Source organism: Desulfovibrio sp. (assembly GCF_035644575.1).
Classification (GTDB): domain Bacteria; phylum Desulfobacterota; class Desulfovibrionia; order Desulfovibrionales; family Desulfovibrionaceae; genus Desulfovibrio.
In genome coordinates, this window is the sequence record NZ_DASQOG010000101.1 from 1 (window position 1) to 16,347 (window position 16,347).

Consider the following 16,347-nt stretch of genomic DNA (forward strand, 5'->3'; position numbering starts at 1 on the left):
ATCCCGGTTACAGGTTGCATACTGGGTTGGCTGGCGGATGTCGTCATGACGCACATCGGCATTGACCTCAAGCACCGCGAATTGTCCGAAAAGTAGTCGGAAGGAGGCAAGTTATGGAATGGTTGTATATTTTGATGCCCATTTCCGGCGTGTTCATTTTCTGGCCGGGCCTTGTCATTCTTGGTTTGGGCGTTGGCATTATCGGCGGCTTTTTCGGCATGGGCGGCGCCTGGATGGTTACCCCCGGTCTGAACATTCTTGGTTTCCCCATGGCCTTTGCCATTGGTACCGACGTGGCGCAGATGGCGGGTAAATCGCTTATCTCCACCATGCGGCACGGCAAGTTCGGCAACGTTGACTACGGCTTGGGCCTGACCATGCTGGTTGGTACCATCGTGGGCGTGGAAGTTGGCGCGCAGATGGTCATGTGGCTGGAACGCCTGGGTTCCGTCGACAAGGTCGTGCGCTGGTTGTACGTTGTCCTGCTTGTGCTGCTGGCATGGCTTGTATTTCACGATATCGCCGCTCGGCGCAGGAAGGAACGCGAAGCCAAGGCCCAGAACAGGGAACTTGACCAGACGGCCACCGGCGTTGACTGGGCCTCCCGCCTGCACGCCATCAAGATTCCGCCTGTGTTCCACTTCAAGCAGGCCAACATCACCTGCTCCGCATGGCTGCCCATCTTCGTCAGCTTCTTCACCGGCTGGCTGGCTGGTATCCTCGGCATCGGCGGCGGTCTTATCCGCATGCCCGCCCTGGTATATCTTGTCGGCTGCCCCACCCATCTGGCGGTGGGTACGGACCTCTTTGAAGTCGCCATCTCCGGTCTCTACGGCACGGCTTCGTACGCATACAAGGGCCGCGTGGAACTGCTTGCCGCTCTCATCATGCTGTGCGGCGCGGCCATCGGCGCGCAGATCGGCGTTGTCGCCACCAAGTATGTAAAGGGTTACGGCATCCGCTTCGTGTTCGGCCTGGCCGTTATCGGCTGCCTCATCTCGGTTGTGTGCAAGCTGGTTGAAGCTGAATTCCCGGCATGGGGCTGGCTGCTTGGCCCGGCTGCTACGATCGACGTGCTCGGCTTCGTGTCGGCTATCTCCCTTTACATAACCGTCAAGATGGTACAGGGCGCCAAGGCGGAAATTGCCGCCAAGAAGAACCAGCCCGCGGCCAACTAGAAGGAGACCCGCCATGAAGATTCGTAACCTGATGCTTATGCTGGCGATGGCCTTCTCTGTTGCACTGCTCACCGGCTGCAACTTCGATGGAGGCGTGGAACAGGGACGCTGCGTGGCCTTTGATGCCACAGCCAAAACTCTCACCATCGTGGTGGACGTGACTCACGATCAGTTTAACCCGCACTACAGCGGCGGCACACATACCTTCAAGCTGCCTGTGGAATCCAAAGACATGGGCCCGACCCCCAGCGTGGGTGGCCGTCTGATGATCGATCTGGTCAAGAACACCGTGCTTATCTATGACCAGAAGACCAACAGCGTACGCGAACTGGCCGTGCAGTTCACCGATGTGGAAAAGAACGTCGGCTCCGACCATCCCAAGGTCAAGGGCAAGACCTTCCCCATTATCGACAAGGATCAGCAGACCGTCACCGTGTACTCTGGACGCCAGAAGTCTTTGATCACCTTCAAGATTCCTGCTGAAGCCCAGGACTACCCGGCCTATGTATGGACCGCTGGCGATGAAATGCGCATTGCCTACCGCAACGCCGACAAGGCCCAATCCATGCGCATCATGAACGTGTCCAAGACCAACATATTCAAGAAGTAAACCCCCAGGGTGCTTACCCCCACCCTGCGCGCCGGAGCGGTTCGCCCCGCTCCGGCGCCCCTCGGGTGGACAAACACACTCAGGAGAGCATCAATGAACAGTTACCGTCAGACCCTTTATTCCAGCATAATCCGGGTTGCGGCCAACGCAGTCATGGTTGGCGCGATCTTTGTGGGCATGTATCAGTCGGCCCACAGTTCTGGGGCCTCGGAACTGGTGTTCTGCGCATGGTTTTTTTGCATCACGGTGCCTACGTGGGCAGGGGCCTTCTGGCTTACCAAAAAGGTGCGCCAGGTATATCCCGCCGAGTTTCAGAGCCTTGTGGAACTGCCGCGCCTCGGACAGCGGCTCGTAAGCTGGCACGTGGCCGAAACGTCCATGTGCCCCGTCATTGATCGCCGATAAACGGGAGCAGCAGCATGTCGTGTGTCATGACCATACCGCAGGCGGGCAGGAAGGAGCCTATGGGGGAATTCATCAAAAGCCAGGGTTGGCAGAACTGCCTCCAGACCCGTGCCCGGCAGCGTTATTGGGGCGCTCTGTGCGCCCTGTTGCTGGGTTTTGCCCTGCTGGGAATACTTGACGGCCTGCAAGGTCTTGCAAGGTCTGGCGCTGATGTGATCGAATTGCTGCCCGGCGGCAGCGTGTCCATATCCGGGCCGCTGACCATCAAAAATCCCGTCAACAGTGATCTTAAAGCGCAATTTGCCCCAGAAAATCCGGCCCTTTTTTATGATCTGGAAGGATTTTTTGCGGGCTACTGGTTTGGCAACGGCATGTGGCGAGGCAGTGTGCGCGCCGATGCCGTTGCGGAGCCCGGCACTTATGGCCTGAAGGTTTCTTTCAGGGGTGCGGCTGCCAGCACCACGCAGCACTATACTGTTGTCGTGCACACCGATGAAACCGCCATGCGGGCCGCGTCTACTTCGTACTTGCGGCGCGTTACCGGCTACAACCCCTTTGTGCTGGCTGCGGGATGCTGCGGTCTGGCTCTGCTGGGCGGGGTTGTGGTGTTCAGGCTTGGCAGCAAGTACATACGCCAGCTGACAACCCTTGGTTGTGGAGAAATCGTGCGCGTGGAACAGAATGCTGACACTACCGAGCAAGCGCAATCCGGCCACATCTGGTGCCTGCTGTACGGCCTGCGCGCCCCCGCAAAGGGAACGCCGTGCGCCGTCTACGATGCGCAGGGCATGCCCCTAGGCACAGCCCGCGCCGAAGAAGCAAAGAACGGCACGCTTGAACTGAATTTTGACTCAATCTCAAGCCCGGCGGCAGAAGCCGGTGCGACCAATACCGCCGTTCGTCCTGGCTGTCTTGTCCAATTGCGGCCCCCAAGGCCGCTCTCTCCTCCGGTCACAGACAGATAAGGTCGTTCGGTCTCCTGCGGCATGCACTTGGCGCGTCACCTGTGCATGCCGCTTTTTTTTTGCCCGCCGCATTCATCCCGCCTTGCCGCTCTTGCCGCCTGCTTTGCCATAAGCTATGCTTATTGTGTTGCATATGCCCCCTGAGGGCTTAAACCAAGGCGGAATTTTCATGTCTCAACTTTGCCCCTGCGGCAGCGGCCAGTCTCTGGACCAATGCTGCGGCCCCCATATTGAAGGCGCGTCCTGGCCCCAGAACGCAGAAAGCCTCATGCGTTCGCGGTATTCGGCCTATGTGCTTGGCCGTCATCAATGGCTTGTGGAAACCACGCATCCCGATTACCGGGAAAATGTGGACGCCGACAAGCTGGCCGAGCAGACCAGGGATATAACCTGGCTGCGCCTTGATATTGCCGCGACCGAAAATGATGTTCCCGCCGGAGAACACGGCGAACTTTTTGATGTTGTTGAATTCTATGCCTATTATGAACTGGAGGGGATCCCCCGCCAGTTGGGCGAGCGCAGCTTTTTTCTGCGCAAGGACGACAAGATTTATTATGTGGACGGCGTGGCCCTGCGGCCTGACGCCTACCGCAGGCAGGAACCCAAGGTGGGGCGTAATGATCCCTGCCCCTGCGGCAGCGGCAAAAAATACAAGAAATGCTGCGGGGCTTCCAAATCCTGATGACCACGGATGCAGAACGCGCAAAAAATTCCGGCAGGGGCAAGAATGGTTCTCTGACAGCCATCCGGCAGTTTTGTCTGGAGTGCCAGGGTGCGTCTGCCAAGGCGGTTCGCGCCTGCGCGGATGAAGAGTGCCCCCTTTGGGCCTGGCGGCTTGCCACGCTGGCGGGCGAGGAATGCCCCGCCCCGGTAGAACAAGCTGCGCGACAGGCCTTGCGGGCCATTCGCAGGCAATGCATGGGCTGTGCTGGCGACAGGGTGGAGGTGCGCGCCTGTGCGGCGCGTGATGCCTGCGCCCTGTGGCATTGCCGGTTTGGCGTGCGTCCGCAGACCTACAAGGCCGTGCGGCGGCGTTTTTTTGCTCCCAAACCCTTGCGACTTTTGTAATGCGCCGCCAGGAACGCGGTGCAACACTACAGGAGGTATCCATGCCTCATTTGCTCGAATGGTCGAGAGCCTATGCTCATCGCCTTGGCGCTGATTCTGCTGCGGCCCTGAAGGCGCGCGCGCCAGAGGTGGCCCAGAGGCTTCAGCGCGAGCTGGCATCCGGCGAGCTGCCCTTTATTTCCATGCCCTTCCGCGCCAAGCTGGAAGTGGAAATGGCCCCTCTGATTCCCCGCATCAAGGCCTACAAGCATATGCTGGTGCTGGGCATCGGCGGCTCTGCCCTTGGGGCGCGGGCCATGCAGCAGGCCTTTGCGCCGGGGCAGGACGGCCCCGGTCATCGCGGCCCGTGGTTGTGGATTGCGGACAATGTCTGTGCGGAGCGCTTTGAAGCCCTGCTCGGCAAGCTCAATCCCGCGGAAACCGTGGTGGTGTGCATCAGCAAGTCTGGCGGCACCATTGAGACCATCTCGCAGTATTTTCTTGTGCGCGACTGGCTTAAGGCCAGCGTGGGCGAGGGCTGGCAGGATCAGATGATCGTTGTCACCGACGAACGCAAGGGCTACCTGCGCGAAGAAGCCAACCGCTATGGGCTGACCGCCCTTGAAGTGCCGGATTATCTTGGCGGCCGCTATTCGGCCCTCTCTGCTGTGGGGCTTTTGCCCGCAGCCTTTCTGGGCATAGACTGGCAGGCCCTGCTGGACGGCGCAGCCGATGTTGCCCGCCCCCTGCTGCAAAATCCGGAGCAGGTGGCCGAGCATCCTTCGTTTGCTCTGGCCTGCTGGGCCAAGGCTCTGGAAGACAAGGGCTACAGCCAGTTGATATTCTTCAGCTACATTCCGCAGTGGGCCGCCTACGGCGACTGGTTTGCCCAGCTTTGGGCCGAAAGCCTGGGCAAGGACGGGCAGGGCAGCCAGCCTGTGCCAGCCACCGGGGTGACGGATCAGCATTCCATCAACCAGATGTTTTTGAGCGGCCCGCGTAACAAGGGGTGCATTTTCCTGACCAGCCGCGATCAGGCGCAGGGGCCCAATTTTGGCATGGATGTGCCGGATCAGTGGGCATGGCTGCGGGCCAAACCCTTTGGGAGCCTGCTTGAAGCCGAAGCCCTGGGAACCCGTATGGCCCTGTGCCAGAGCGGCGTGCCCCTGCTGCATGTGGAAATGCACAACAACGGCCCCCGCGCCGCTGGTTCGCTCATGCTGCTGCTTGAGGCGGCCACCCTGTTTACGGGCTGGCTCATGGGCATCAACCCGCTGGATCAACCCGCAGTGGAGCTGGGCAAACGCCTTGCCAACGCGCGGCTTGGGGCTGGCGGTTATGCGCAGGAAGAAGCCGATCTGACAGAATACCTTGCCGTACCCAGAATGGAACAGAAGTTTTAAGCAAGTGAACGGTGCGGGCCGGTTGCCAAGGGCAAAAAAATGGTGTCCCGCGCTGGTCGCAACCCTTTGCCTGTGTGCCGAAATGTGCTTCAGGAATGGCGGTGGCCGTCAGGCGGCGGCTTTCGGATATGCCTGGGGTTTTTATAACCTGTCGCGTAGCGGCGGCTTTGCGGCGGGGCGTAGCGGTCGTTTTCCCTGCGTCCCGGCGGCGGTGGCAGAAGTGCCGCGCCGCCCGGAGCCGCCGCGCGCGCAAAGGCATTGTCATGTTCAGAAAAAAGCAGCGTAACGAGGCCTGCATCCGCCAGTGCGAGGATGCCTGCGCTCAGGCCGTAGACACGGATAGCGCGTTGCCAAGTTACGCCCGCACATTATCCTGGCTCTCGCTGGTGGTCATTTTGCTGACCAGCCTGGGGCTTTCTTTCTTTATTTCCAACTCTGCGCGCGAGACCCTGCTCACACGGCAGGAGAACTTTGCCCAGCAGCTTGTGGAAAATCTCAACAGCCAGATATTCCGGCGGTTTGCCTTGCCTACCTTGCTGGGCTACGGGCGTATCGCCCTGCGTCAGCCAGAACAGTATGAGAGGCTGGATCAGGTGGTGAAGTCAGTCATTCACGGCTTGCCGGTCGAGCGGCTGCGCATTTATGATTTTTCGCGTCTGGTGGCGTATTCCACCCAAAAGGAAGATCTGGGCCGCGCCGGTTTATCTCCGCCATATCTGGACGACATTCTGGAAGGCGGAGCGCCGAGGTCGGAAATCATCTCGACCATGCCGGGCTGGCAGGCTCCCTTTCGTGTGCCGTTGCAGGAAGGCTCGTTTGTGCTGCGCATTCTTTACCCCTTGCGCGGCGAACCCCTGCACCCAGGGGAGGAAGCGCCCATCATGGGCGCGCTGGAGCTTACGCAGGATATTACGGGCGACTATGAGCAGGTGCTGACGTTCCAGGGTATCATTGTTGTCATGTGTCTGCTTTCGTCTGTGATCATGTTTGGCCTGCTGCTCATGTTGATCCATCGCTCGGAGCGGGTGCTGGCGGCGCGCATGTACAAGAACAGGCTTCTTGAAAACCAGTTGCACAGTAACGAACGGCTGGTGAGCATGGGCAGGGTGGTGGCCAGTATCGCGCACGAAATCCGCAATCCGCTGGGCATCATCCGTTCCAGCGCCGAGCTGCTGCAACGCCGTACCGACAAGGCCGACGCCAGCACACGCCGTATTCTTGGGGCGATTTATGACGAGGCTGTTCGCCTTTCGCAGACAGTCAACGATTTTCTGGACTACGCCCGCCCCCGCCAGCCCAAGCAGGTCGTCGTGGACGTGAATGTGGTGCTGGATCAGGTTCTGGCCTTTCTTGAAGGCGAGATGGGGCGCTGCGGCGTGGCGCTTGAACGGCAGTGCGAGAGTGAGCTTTTTACACCCGGCGACAAGGATTTGCTGTACCGGGCTTTTTACAATATCCTTGTAAACGGCCAGCAGGCGATGGACGGGCCGGGCGTTGTGCGCATAAATGGGCGCATTGACGACAACGGACACGTTTGCATTGAGTTTCTGGATTCTGGCCCCGGTTTTGACCCCGCTACGCTACCCAACCTGCTGGATCCCTTTTTTACTACCAAGGACGGCGGTACAGGGCTTGGTTTGCCCATTGTGCAGTCGATCATCTCAAGCCACGGCGGTGTCATCAAGCTTGAAAACGGCCCCGAGGGCGGGGCGCTGGTAAGGGTTCTGCTGCCCAGAGCCCAAACTGGCGCATAGGATACATAATGAGCGAAAAAGCGCATCTTCTGATCATCGACGACGAAAAAAACTATCTGCTGGTGTTGCAAACCCTGCTTGAAGACGAGGGCTATGCCGTCACGGCCATCAGCGACCCTGAAACCGCACTGGCATTTCTGGACGAGAGCGAAGTGGACGTTGTTGTGACCGACATGAAAATGCCCAAGGTCACAGGGCGCGAAGTGCTTGAGCGGGTTAAAAAGAACTGGCCGTACATTCCGGTGCTTATCATGACGGCCTTCGGCTCCATTGAAAGCGCCGTCGAGGTCATGCGCTACGGCGCATTTGACTACATCACCAAACCTTTTTCCAATGACGAACTGCTGCTTTCCATCCACAACGCCGTGGAACTTTCGCGGGCGCACCGTCAGTACCGCTTGTTGCAGGAAGTTATGGAAGACCGCTACGGCGTCCACAAGATTGTGGGCCGCAGCAGGGCCATACGGGATGTTTTGCTGATGGTTGAGCGCGCTGCGCCCAGCCGCTCCACGGTGCTCATTACCGGTGAATCCGGTACGGGCAAGGAGCTGGTGGCCCGGGCTATCCACTATACCAGCCCCCGCAAGGACAAGCCCTTTGTGTCGGTGAACTGCATGGCCCTGAACCCCGGCGTGCTTGAGAGCGAGCTTTTCGGGCATGAAAAGGGATCGTTCACCGGCGCTGTCGCCATGCGGCGCGGGCGCTTTGAGCAGGCAGACAGCGGCACCCTGTTTCTGGATGAAATTGCGGAACTCACGCCTGACCTTCAGGTCAAACTGCTTCGCGTCTTGCAGGAGCGGCGTTTTGAACGCGTGGGCGGCGGCGAGGAAATTGAGGTGGATATTCGCGTGGTGGCGGCCACCAACAAGGATCTTGCCGCGCTGGTGGAGAAAGGGGCATTCCGCGATGACCTCTACTACCGCCTTAACGTTGTGCAGGTTCCCCTGCCGCCCCTGCGCGAGCGCAGGGAGGACATCCCCCTGCTTGTGGCCCACTTTGTGGAAAAGGTCTGTACAGACAATTCCATGTCGCCCAAAACCTTCAGCACTCAAGCTCTGAACTACCTCACGGGGTACGAGTGGCCGGGCAACATCCGCCAGCTTGAAAACGTGGTAGAAAGCTGCCTTGTGCTGGTACCGGGCAATGTCATTGACGTGGATAATCTGCCCGCCGAGATCCGCGATGAAGAATCGCAGTTCAAAAGCGCTGTGGACTTGCTGCCCGTACAGCTTGACCTGGCTGATACGCTTGAAAAAATTGAAGCCGCGCTTATCCGCCGTGCCTTGGTGCGGGCGGAGCTTGTACAGGTCAAGGCAGCAGAATATCTTGGAATTTCAAAAAGTCTGCTGCAATACAAGCTCAAGAAATACGGCATTACCGGCCATTAATTAGTTTTTGGGGCAGGACAGGGGCAAACTTTTTTTCTGAATTGCCTCAAGATTTACAGCCAAGGCATTGCTTTCGCACCACATGCTGGCTGTGTTTCAGCCCCCCCCATCAATAGGAAAAACAGGGCGTCCTGGCTTCGGCTGAGGGCGCCTTTATTATTTTTTTCATTTCTTGCTGAGTAAAAAACTAGTTAAATACCGCAATGGTATGTTGGGCGAACTTGGTCGAATATGCCAGACCAGTTGCAAATTTGCGTCAGCAGTCTTTACAGAAATGATAATTTTTTATAGGTTGATCAACCAGTCAGTAGGCTGAGGGGTTTTGAATTGCAAGGGCCTACAGCAGGTAATTGCCCACAGGCATATTGCGTGGTATCACTTCTTAAAATGCTGTATTATCGACAGAACGAGTGATCAAACAGGGCTTTATTTTTTCTGAATATTTTTCTGTCGAGGTGAAACCTGACGCAGGTCAGTATGCGAGGCGTCGGGTTTTGAACTCGAAGACAGCTGACAGAAAAAAGGGCCGCGCTGCATGCGCGACCCCTTGAATTGTGACAACCAGCCAGCGACCAGAAGTTTACCCCTGGCGCTTGGCGAGACGCTTTCTGAGGTTTTCCGCCACATCGTCAGGGTTCATGTGGACGCGGGCAATGCCGCTTTCCATGGCGGCCTTGGCTGTGGCAGCCGCCACCAGAGGAGCCACGTCCGGGTTCAGGGTCGAAGGAATGATCATGCTGGGGCTGAGCTCTTCAGGTTTGACGAGTTCGGCAAGGGCCTTGGCGGCGGCGATCTTCATGGCATCGTTGATGTCAGTGGCGCGCACGTCAATGGCGCCCCGGAAGATGCCGGGGAAGGCCAGCACATTGTTGATCTGGTTGGGGCAGTCGGAGCGGCCCGTTGCCACTACTTTTGCGCCGCCATCAAAAGCGCGCTGCAGGGGCCAGATTTCGGGGATGGGGTTTGCCTGGGCAAAAACAATGGGATCCTTGGCCATGCTGCGAATCATGTCTTCGTTCAGAGAATTGGGCGCGGAAACGCCAATAAAGACATCTGCGCCCTTGATGGCCTCGGCCAGACCGCCCTTGATTTTGTTGGGATTGGTGTGCTTGGCGATTTCATCCTTGTAGGGATTCATGCCTTCGGGGCGGCCTTGCCAGATAGCGCCCTTGGAATCGCACATGATGACGTTCTTGAGGCCTACGGCCATGAGCAGCTTGATGATGGCAATGCCCGCAGCGCCAGCGCCGCTGGTGACAACGGTCACTTCATCAAGTTTTTTGCCAACAATTTTCAGAGCGTTGATAAGACCGGCCAGGGTAACAACTGCGGTGCCGTGCTGGTCGTCATGGAAAATGGGGCCTTTGAAGATGCCGTTCTTTTTCAGGGTGTCTTCAATGACAAAGCATTCAGGGGCCTTGATGTCTTCAAGGTTCACGCCGCCAAAGGTCGGGGCCATCAGTTCAACAAGCTCCACGATCTTGCCGGTGTCCTTGGTGTCCACACAGATGGGGAAGGCATCCACATCGCCAAAGGTTTTGAACAACAGAGATTTGCCTTCCATAACGGGCATGGCTGCGGCAGCGCCGATGCTTCCAAGGCCGAGCACGGCAGTGCCGTTGGAAACAACGCAGACAAAGTTGGAGTGGTTTGTATAAACATCAAGCATTGCGGGATCGTTATGGATTTCCATGCATGGCTCGGCAACGCCGGGCGAATAGGCCAGGGTGAGGTCGTCGTTATCGCGCACAGGGGCTTTGACCCGAACCTCAATTTTTCCCTGATATTCCTTGTGCATGGCCAGGGCTTCTTCCCGCAGGTTCTTGATACGTGACATCACTTGCTCCTTCATCTGTTTGTCTGCCGTGACAGTGTAAAAAATGCGCCGCCGGCGCGGGGCAGCCTCAACATGCTCGCAAAAAAGTTTTTGGGCCAGCAACGATGCAGCATTGCGGGCAATCGCCGGAAGTAACCGGTCAGCCGCAGCATTTTGTGTCGGCCTTCTTGTATAAGCATACAGAAATTCATGGGGTAAGGAAATATCTTATGAAAATTTTATAAGGTTTATGGGATTACTGCTTTTTTAGCGCATACAAATTCTTGTTTTTTCAAAAAGATGCGATGTACCGCAGACCTCAAGGAGAAACGAATTTCGCCATGAATACCGAAAATTCGAAAAATATGGATGCCGAGGCACAGGCCGGAAGAAAACGCAACATCCAGCGGCCCAGAGTACACACTGAAGTGCTGAGCTGTCTGCTGGACGACATTCAGAGCGGCGTTTATCAGGTAGGGCAAAAGCTGCCCTCCGAGCGCGAGTTGATGGACGAGTTCGGCGTGGGCCGGCCTGCTGTTCGCGAAGCGCTTTCCGGTCTGGCGCGCATGGGCCTTATTGAGGTTTCGCCCGGCATGCGCGCCCGCGTGTGCCGCCTGACGCTCAAGCCCCTGCTGCGCGAAATGAGGGCCACTCTGGAGATTTACTCCAGCTCGCCTGACGGCTGGCGTCAACTGCACGATCTGCGGCTCTTTTTTGAAACCGCCGTGGTGCGGCGCATGGCCCTTGAAATAACCGATGAGCAGCTGACCCACCTTGACGAGCAGCTGCAAAATCAGCGCAGATTGCTGGACGCATCGGAAATACGCGCTTTTGCCGAAGCGGATATTGATTTCCACCGCTATCTAGTAGAATGCATGGGCAACAACTTTCTCGGGCTTTTGGCCGAGGGCTTTGCCGGTTGGCTGATCACGCCGCTGTACGCCTCCTTGCAGGTGCGCAAGCAGAGCGAACGTTCATACCGCGCCCACGTTGGCGTGTACGAAGCGCTCAAGAAGCGTGATCCAGACCTGGCGGAAAAGGCCATGCGCGCTCACCTGGACGAAATGCGCGGCATTTATCAGGTGGATGTGATGGTTGATGAGGACGTGCCGTCGAAAGACCAGAATTAGCACGGCTTCTGCCCGTATAATTGCAGCAGAACCGGAATTGCCGCTTTGTCCTCTAGGGGCGGCGGCATTCCTTTTTGCAGGGCCGGTGGCTGGCGCACGTTCGCGAGGACGCAAAAAACCGCAACGGTAACCCGTTGCGGTTTTTTGTGGGCCGGACACCCGGCAACGTCTGTTGCCGCTGCTTCCTTTCGGACCTGACGGGGTTGGCAGTGCTGCCGCCGTCCGGCTTGGAAAGACACTTACCCGCAAAGAGGGTCGGCTGTCAATGGCTGTGCTGGCTTTTCGCCTGCGGAGCACTGTCGCACAGCAAGGATGTGGCATTGCTCATGATGGTTTCCATCTCCGCATCCTTGAGGTTGGCAAGGCGTTGCAGCCGTTGGCGTTCTTCCACGGGGTCGTACAGCGGCCAATCTGTGCCAAAGAGAATACGCTCTCGCGGAAAAGCCCCAAGAAGCTTTTTGGCAAGCAGCGGGGTGGCAAAGGGCGTTGTGCTTGAGGTGTCGAACCAAAGGTTTTCAAACCTGTTGCCCGCAAGTGCATCAAGCGCGTGCGCCCACATGCGGTAGCCGCCAAAATGGGCCGCAATCACCCTCATGCCGGGGAACTGGCGCAGAATTGCCGCCAGTTTGTAAGGGCAGGAGGGGTTTTGGGCTGGCGTTGTTCTGTCGCCTATGTGGATTTCAAACACAAAGTCTTTTTGCGCTGCTTCAAAAATGGGCAGAAGGCGAGGGTCGTCCAGCCAGAAGCTCTGAAAATCAGGGTGCAGCTTGATGCCGCGGATGCCGGCGGCCTTGATGCGCTTAAGCTCCGCCTCCCAGTTTTCATAGCCCGGATGTACCGTACCAAAGGCGATAACCCTGTCCGCATGCTCCTTTTGCAAGGTGATGGCGTAGTTGTTTGCCGGAATAACCTGGGCCGGTGCTGTGGCTGCGCACAAAACCACGCACTTTTCCATTTCGGCCTTACGTTCGCGCTCCAGCAGGTGGGCGATGGTGCCATCGCCCGCGCAGTTGACGCTATAAAATTCATTCAGGTGATCCACTGCCTTGTGCGCTATCTTGGGATGAAAGGCGTGGGTGTGTATGTCGATGTACATGATTGGCGCTTATTTGACCCCATTCACCACATTGACGGGGGTTCCTGCCTGCCAGCGCCGGATGTTCTCCGCCATGAGGTCAATGATGTTTTGCCGCGCACGCGTGGTAGCCCAGGCAATGTGCGGCGTAATCAGCGTATTGGGCGCTGAAAACAGGGGATTGTCGTCCTGAGGGGGTTCCTGCGCAAGCACGTCAGTGCCAAGACCCCGCAGATGCCCGGATTTCAAGGCTTCGGCAGCGGCTGCTTCATCCACCAGCGGCCCACGCGAGGTATTCAGCAGAATAGCCCCCTTGCGCATGGAAGAAAGCGTTTTGGCATTGATGATGTTGCGTGTTTCCTTGGTCAGCGGGCAGTGCAGGGAAACCACGTCTGATGCGCAAAGCAGGTGCTCAAGCGTGGCAAAGGCAAAGGGGCCGTAGGACGGCGGATCCTTGGGGGTGCGGCAGTAGGCGAGCACGCTCATGCCAAAGGCGTGGGCCAGTTCACCCATGCGGCGGCCTATGGAGCCAAATCCAATGAGGCCCATGGTCAGACCTTCCAGGCACAGCGGCGGAATCTTCCAGTAGCACCAGCTTTTGGATTTGAGCCAGTCGCCGTTTTTGACGCTTTCGGAATGCAGGCTGGTATGGCGGCACAGCTCAAGCAAGAGCGCCATTGCATGCTGCGCCACATCGCTCACGCCGTAAGCAACCACGTTGCACACAGGAACATTGCGGGCGGCCAGGGCATCAACGTCTACAATATTATAGCCGGTGGCAAGAACGCCAACCATGCGGACATTGCTGTCCAGTTGCTCAAGATTTGCGCCAGTCAACGGGGTTTTGTTGACAAGCACCACGTCTGCCCCCTGGGTGCGCTCTGCAACCGCTTCGGTGGGAGTGGTTTCATAAATGGACACATCGCCAAGGGATGCGATCGGGCCCCAATCCACATCGCCGGGATTGAGCACAGCACCGTCAAGAATGGCTATTTTCATGCAGGTAACCTCTGTTGACTGCACTCTATCCTGTGATGCCGCTGCCCGCAAGTTCCTGGCGCAAAGTCATATATCTGTAATAGTTGGATGTCTTTCTTGCTCTGCTGAAATGTCGTCGAGGTTGTAAATTGCACTGGTAATCCATGAAAGGGCGGCGATGCTTGTACGCAATATTCCTGTGCAGTTGAAACAAGGGGGCGAAGGCTGCGCGGGGCGTAAGCCTGCCAAACGCTGGTGCAGATGTTGCGATTGGTTGTGCTGGGCAAAAGCGTTGCGGGCCGTACACAGGGCAAAAAAAGAGCCGCCCCATGGGGCGGCTCTTTCAGTACTAATCTTAAAAAGACTAGTGGGCGATCACGCGGAAGTCGTCGCGGCGGTTCTTGGACCACGAAGCTTCGTTGTTACCCTGCACGGCGGGGTTTTCCTTGCCGTAGCTGATCATTTCCAGCTGGCTGGGATTCACGCCAAGCGTAACCAGGTATTCGTAGGAAGCGCGGGCGCGGCGTTCGCCGAGGGCGAGGTTGTATTCCTGGGTGCCGCGTTCGTCGCAGTTGCCTTCGATGCGCACGCGGATAGAGGAGTACTTCTTCAGCAGATCGGCCTTGGTCTTCAGCATTTCTTTGTATTCGGGCTTGATGTCGAATTTGTCGAAAGCGAAGTAGACGCGGGCGTCAGTGATCTGCTGGATGGCCGCACGCATTTCGGGGGTCAGGCCATCGTCATAGCCGGGTTCGCTGGTGGTTTTCTTTGCGCAACCGAAGCCGGCGGCAAGGGCCATAACCAGAGCGAGAATAAGAGCATAGCGTTTCATTGTGTGTCCTCCTGAACAGCTCATTCTCCAAAAAAATTGATACCTTTCCTTTCTGCACACGCGAGGCCGTTTCGTCCTCGCATAACAGATGGTATCTGGCCCGCAATTTTTGTCAAGGCGTGGAAGGGGGTTTCGACGCACTTTCGTAAAATATTTTTTACCCATTTCGTCCCGTGAGGGCCGGAAAATCGAGTAAAAATGCGGGTAAGAGGCCTATCTGTTAATTTCTAGCTATTTTTGCTGACCGGGCATGCCCCAGCGCGGGAAGTACACGGAACCACCACCGGTGGGTACCTGCTTCGCATCGCCGCCGTGGCGGGTGGTCAGGTAGATGCCGTGCCCGTTGCGCGTGGACGAGAACGCAATAAAGTAACTGTCGGCGCAGAAAGCGGGCTGTTCATCGCTGCCGGGGCCGAAAGTAACCTGACGTTCCATGCCGGTAAGCATATCTTGCACAAAAATACGGTGACCATAGTCGGTCATGCGGCTGTATACCACCAGAGTTCCGTCAGGCGACAGATTGGCTTCGGTGTTGTACGTGCCGTTTTTGCTCACGCGCGTGACCGAGCCGCTGCTCAGATCCTTGAGGAAAATCTGCGGGCCGCCAAGGCGCGAAGAGGTAAATGCCATCTTGGTGCCCGTGCTGTCAAATGTGGGCGAAACGTTGATGGAGTCGTTCTGCTCAAGCACCCGTTCTTTCTGGAAAACGTGGTTCAGCTGGAAGATAACGGGGTACTTGCCGTTGGAAAGCGCCACGGCAACCTTGTTGTCAGGCATAAAGGCAGGGCCGATAACCACGTTGCCGGGAAAGCGGATACGCTGCACTTTGCCGCTGGAGCGATCCCACACGCCGAGGGCATGGGATTTTTCGTCAATGTGGGTAAAGACCACAAAGCGGCCATCAGGCGACCATGCGGGCGACATGGATTCGCCGGGCATGTTGGTGATCTGCCGCAGGTCGCGCCCGGTGGGCTTGACCAGCCACACGTTGGCGCTCATCTTGCCCGTCTTTTTTACAAAGGCAAGCGTGGAGCGGAAGAAGGCGCCATTGCCCGTAAGGGCTTCAAGCAGGTCGGCGCAGAAGCGGTCGGCCACTTCGGGCAGGTCTTTGGAAGTAACCTTGGGGTACTCCTTGCCAAAAAGCCGCCCGCCAGTGTTGGTTTCAAAAGCGCGGATCTGCACGGGGCGGGTGCCGCTGTCGCCCTCGGGCCAGTAGGTCGTTACCACAATGTCCGACCCGGCAAGCTGGAAGCGCTTGAAATCGAGGGACGGCGGCTCATACCCGGGCAGAACAACGCCGCCAAGCACTGCTCTGGGATCGGTAAGACGCATAAAGGGCAAAAAGCTCAGGTTTTCCTGCACGATTTTTTGCAGGTCGGTGCCCATGCTGTTCGCTTCAGCAGAGGGGCCCTTGATGGGGGCCGCCAGGGCAAGGTTAACAATGTTTTGCCCCGGACCGTAAATGTCCACGCGCATGGCGGCCTGCGCCCCGCTTCCGAGAGCCAGCCAGAACCCCAGGGTCAGGAGAAGAAGCTGTTTTTTCATGGCGTCAGTATTCCTTGTTCAAGCAGCACGCCTCAGCGGCGCACCAGTGTAAGGGTGATGTCCAGCGTTCCCCCAAGTTCGGCGGGCGGAGGGGGCAAGCTGCCTGCTCGGCGTATGCCTCGCTGCACATATTTGTCAAGAAGCTTGTCGCCCGTGGGCGATATTACCTTGAAATCTGTGATTTCTCCCTGAGGGGAAATTGTAAGCCTCAGGCGTGTCTG

Annotated in this window: 16 protein-coding genes and 1 other RNA gene; 10 read left to right on the forward strand and 7 right to left on the reverse strand. The window is 57.6% G+C overall.

The features are described 5' to 3' along the window. The first annotated feature begins 113 nt into the window (after positions 1 to 113). The 9 genes from VEZ52_RS05825 to VEZ52_RS05865 all read left to right on the forward strand — a co-directional run bounded on the left by VEZ52_RS05825 (position 114) and on the right by VEZ52_RS05865 (position 8,750). Positions 114 to 1,178, forward strand: coding sequence for a sulfite exporter TauE/SafE family protein (locus VEZ52_RS05825; RefSeq protein WP_192112854.1), 1,065 nt, complete (start codon positions 114 to 116; stop codon positions 1,176 to 1,178). 13 nt (positions 1,179 to 1,191) lie between these two features. Beyond that, a complete protein-coding gene (locus tag VEZ52_RS05830) occupies positions 1,192 to 1,788 on the forward strand; it encodes a DUF4881 domain-containing protein (protein ID WP_240825129.1) in 597 nt (198 codons plus the stop codon). Positions 1,789 to 1,881: 93 nt separating this feature from the next. Continuing rightward, positions 1,882 to 2,193, forward strand: coding sequence for a hypothetical protein (locus VEZ52_RS05835; RefSeq protein WP_324835994.1), 312 nt, complete (start codon positions 1,882 to 1,884; stop codon positions 2,191 to 2,193). A gap of 59 nt (positions 2,194 to 2,252) precedes the next feature. Beyond that, on the forward strand, positions 2,253 to 3,158 hold the full coding sequence (locus VEZ52_RS05840; protein ID WP_324835995.1) for a hypothetical protein: 906 nt from the start codon (positions 2,253 to 2,255) through the stop codon (positions 3,156 to 3,158). Positions 3,159 to 3,327: 169 nt separating this feature from the next. Continuing rightward, the gene (locus tag VEZ52_RS05845) at positions 3,328 to 3,840 is read left to right on the forward strand and encodes a YchJ family protein (RefSeq protein ID WP_298994035.1); all 513 of its coding nucleotides are present in this window, start codon (positions 3,328 to 3,330) and stop codon (positions 3,838 to 3,840) included. Next, complete coding sequence (locus VEZ52_RS05850; protein WP_324835996.1) at positions 3,840 to 4,226, forward strand: hypothetical protein; 387 nt, start codon at positions 3,840 to 3,842, stop codon at positions 4,224 to 4,226. The genes VEZ52_RS05845 and VEZ52_RS05850 overlap by 1 nt, the downstream gene beginning before the upstream one ends. Before the next feature lie 41 nt (positions 4,227 to 4,267). After that, a complete protein-coding gene (locus VEZ52_RS05855; protein WP_324835997.1) occupies positions 4,268 to 5,608 on the forward strand; it encodes a glucose-6-phosphate isomerase in 1,341 nt (446 codons plus the stop codon). Positions 5,609 to 5,871: 263 nt separating this feature from the next. Continuing rightward, a complete protein-coding gene (locus VEZ52_RS05860; RefSeq protein WP_324835998.1) occupies positions 5,872 to 7,362 on the forward strand; it encodes a sensor histidine kinase in 1,491 nt (496 codons plus the stop codon). Positions 7,363 to 7,370: 8 nt separating this feature from the next. Further along, a complete protein-coding gene (locus VEZ52_RS05865; RefSeq protein ID WP_324835999.1) occupies positions 7,371 to 8,750 on the forward strand; it encodes a sigma-54 dependent transcriptional regulator in 1,380 nt (459 codons plus the stop codon). A 580-nt stretch (positions 8,751 to 9,330) separates the two neighbouring features. Here VEZ52_RS05865 and VEZ52_RS05870 read toward each other — a convergent pair. Continuing rightward, entirely contained in the window at positions 9,331 to 10,578 is a 1,248-nt protein-coding gene (locus VEZ52_RS05870; protein ID WP_349255761.1) for an NAD(P)-dependent malic enzyme, read from the reverse strand. A gap of 329 nt (positions 10,579 to 10,907) precedes the next feature. On the opposite strand from VEZ52_RS05870, the gene VEZ52_RS05875 reads away from it, so the two are divergent. After that, complete coding sequence (locus VEZ52_RS05875; protein WP_324836001.1) at positions 10,908 to 11,696, forward strand: FCD domain-containing protein; 789 nt, start codon at positions 10,908 to 10,910, stop codon at positions 11,694 to 11,696. Between the two features lie 144 nt (positions 11,697 to 11,840). Here the strand turns inward: VEZ52_RS05875 and ffs are convergent. The 6 genes from ffs to VEZ52_RS05905 form a co-directional block, all read right to left on the reverse strand. Beyond that, positions 11,841 to 11,926: signal recognition particle sRNA small type (gene ffs / locus VEZ52_RS05880), an RNA gene on the reverse strand. A gap of 32 nt (positions 11,927 to 11,958) precedes the next feature. Beyond that, positions 11,959 to 12,792 (reverse strand): amidohydrolase family protein, encoded by an 834-nt coding sequence (locus VEZ52_RS05885; RefSeq protein WP_324836002.1) that lies wholly within the window; start codon positions 12,790 to 12,792, stop codon positions 11,959 to 11,961. 9 nt (positions 12,793 to 12,801) lie between these two features. Continuing rightward, positions 12,802 to 13,770, reverse strand: a complete 969-nt coding sequence (locus tag VEZ52_RS05890) for a D-2-hydroxyacid dehydrogenase (RefSeq protein WP_298994050.1) — start codon at positions 13,768 to 13,770, stop codon at positions 12,802 to 12,804. Between the two features lie 343 nt (positions 13,771 to 14,113). After that, complete coding sequence (pal, locus tag VEZ52_RS05895) at positions 14,114 to 14,581, reverse strand: peptidoglycan-associated lipoprotein Pal (RefSeq protein WP_192112865.1); 468 nt, start codon at positions 14,579 to 14,581, stop codon at positions 14,114 to 14,116. A 231-nt stretch (positions 14,582 to 14,812) separates the two neighbouring features. Next, positions 14,813 to 16,126 carry a translocation protein TolB gene (locus VEZ52_RS05900; protein WP_324836003.1) on the reverse strand — a complete coding sequence of 438 codons (1,314 nt, stop codon included), beginning with the start codon at positions 16,124 to 16,126 and terminating at the stop codon, positions 14,813 to 14,815. Between the two features lie 32 nt (positions 16,127 to 16,158). Next, a partial coding sequence (locus VEZ52_RS05905) for a TonB family protein (protein ID WP_324836004.1) occupies positions 16,159 to 16,347 on the reverse strand: 189 nt, incomplete at its 5' end.

Bases quoted from the DNA above. Each gene is read 5' to 3' on its own strand.
- VEZ52_RS05860 (WP_324835998.1), top strand. From the start codon at position 5,872: ATGTTCAGAAAAAAGCAGCGTAACGAGGCCTGCATCCGCCAGTGCGAG.
- VEZ52_RS05850 (WP_324835996.1), top strand. From the start codon at position 3,840: ATGACCACGGATGCAGAACGCGCAAAAAATTCCGGCAGGGGCAAGAAT.
- pal (WP_192112865.1), bottom strand. From the start codon at position 14,581: ATGAAACGCTATGCTCTTATTCTCGCTCTGGTTATGGCCCTTGCCGCC.
- VEZ52_RS05890 (WP_298994050.1), bottom strand. From the start codon at position 13,770: ATGAAAATAGCCATTCTTGACGGTGCTGTGCTCAATCCCGGCGATGTG.
- VEZ52_RS05845 (WP_298994035.1), top strand. From the start codon at position 3,328: ATGTCTCAACTTTGCCCCTGCGGCAGCGGCCAGTCTCTGGACCAATGC.
- VEZ52_RS05855 (WP_324835997.1), top strand. From the start codon at position 4,268: ATGCCTCATTTGCTCGAATGGTCGAGAGCCTATGCTCATCGCCTTGGC.
- VEZ52_RS05885 (WP_324836002.1), bottom strand. From the start codon at position 12,792: ATGTACATCGACATACACACCCACGCCTTTCATCCCAAGATAGCGCAC.
- VEZ52_RS05835 (WP_324835994.1), top strand. From the start codon at position 1,882: ATGAACAGTTACCGTCAGACCCTTTATTCCAGCATAATCCGGGTTGCG.
- VEZ52_RS05830 (WP_240825129.1), top strand. From the start codon at position 1,192: ATGAAGATTCGTAACCTGATGCTTATGCTGGCGATGGCCTTCTCTGTT.
- VEZ52_RS05825 (WP_192112854.1), top strand. From the start codon at position 114: ATGGAATGGTTGTATATTTTGATGCCCATTTCCGGCGTGTTCATTTTC.
- VEZ52_RS05875 (WP_324836001.1), top strand. From the start codon at position 10,908: ATGAATACCGAAAATTCGAAAAATATGGATGCCGAGGCACAGGCCGGA.
- VEZ52_RS05900 (WP_324836003.1), bottom strand. From the start codon at position 16,126: ATGAAAAAACAGCTTCTTCTCCTGACCCTGGGGTTCTGGCTGGCTCTC.
- VEZ52_RS05865 (WP_324835999.1), top strand. From the start codon at position 7,371: ATGAGCGAAAAAGCGCATCTTCTGATCATCGACGACGAAAAAAACTAT.
- VEZ52_RS05840 (WP_324835995.1), top strand. From the start codon at position 2,253: ATGGGGGAATTCATCAAAAGCCAGGGTTGGCAGAACTGCCTCCAGACC.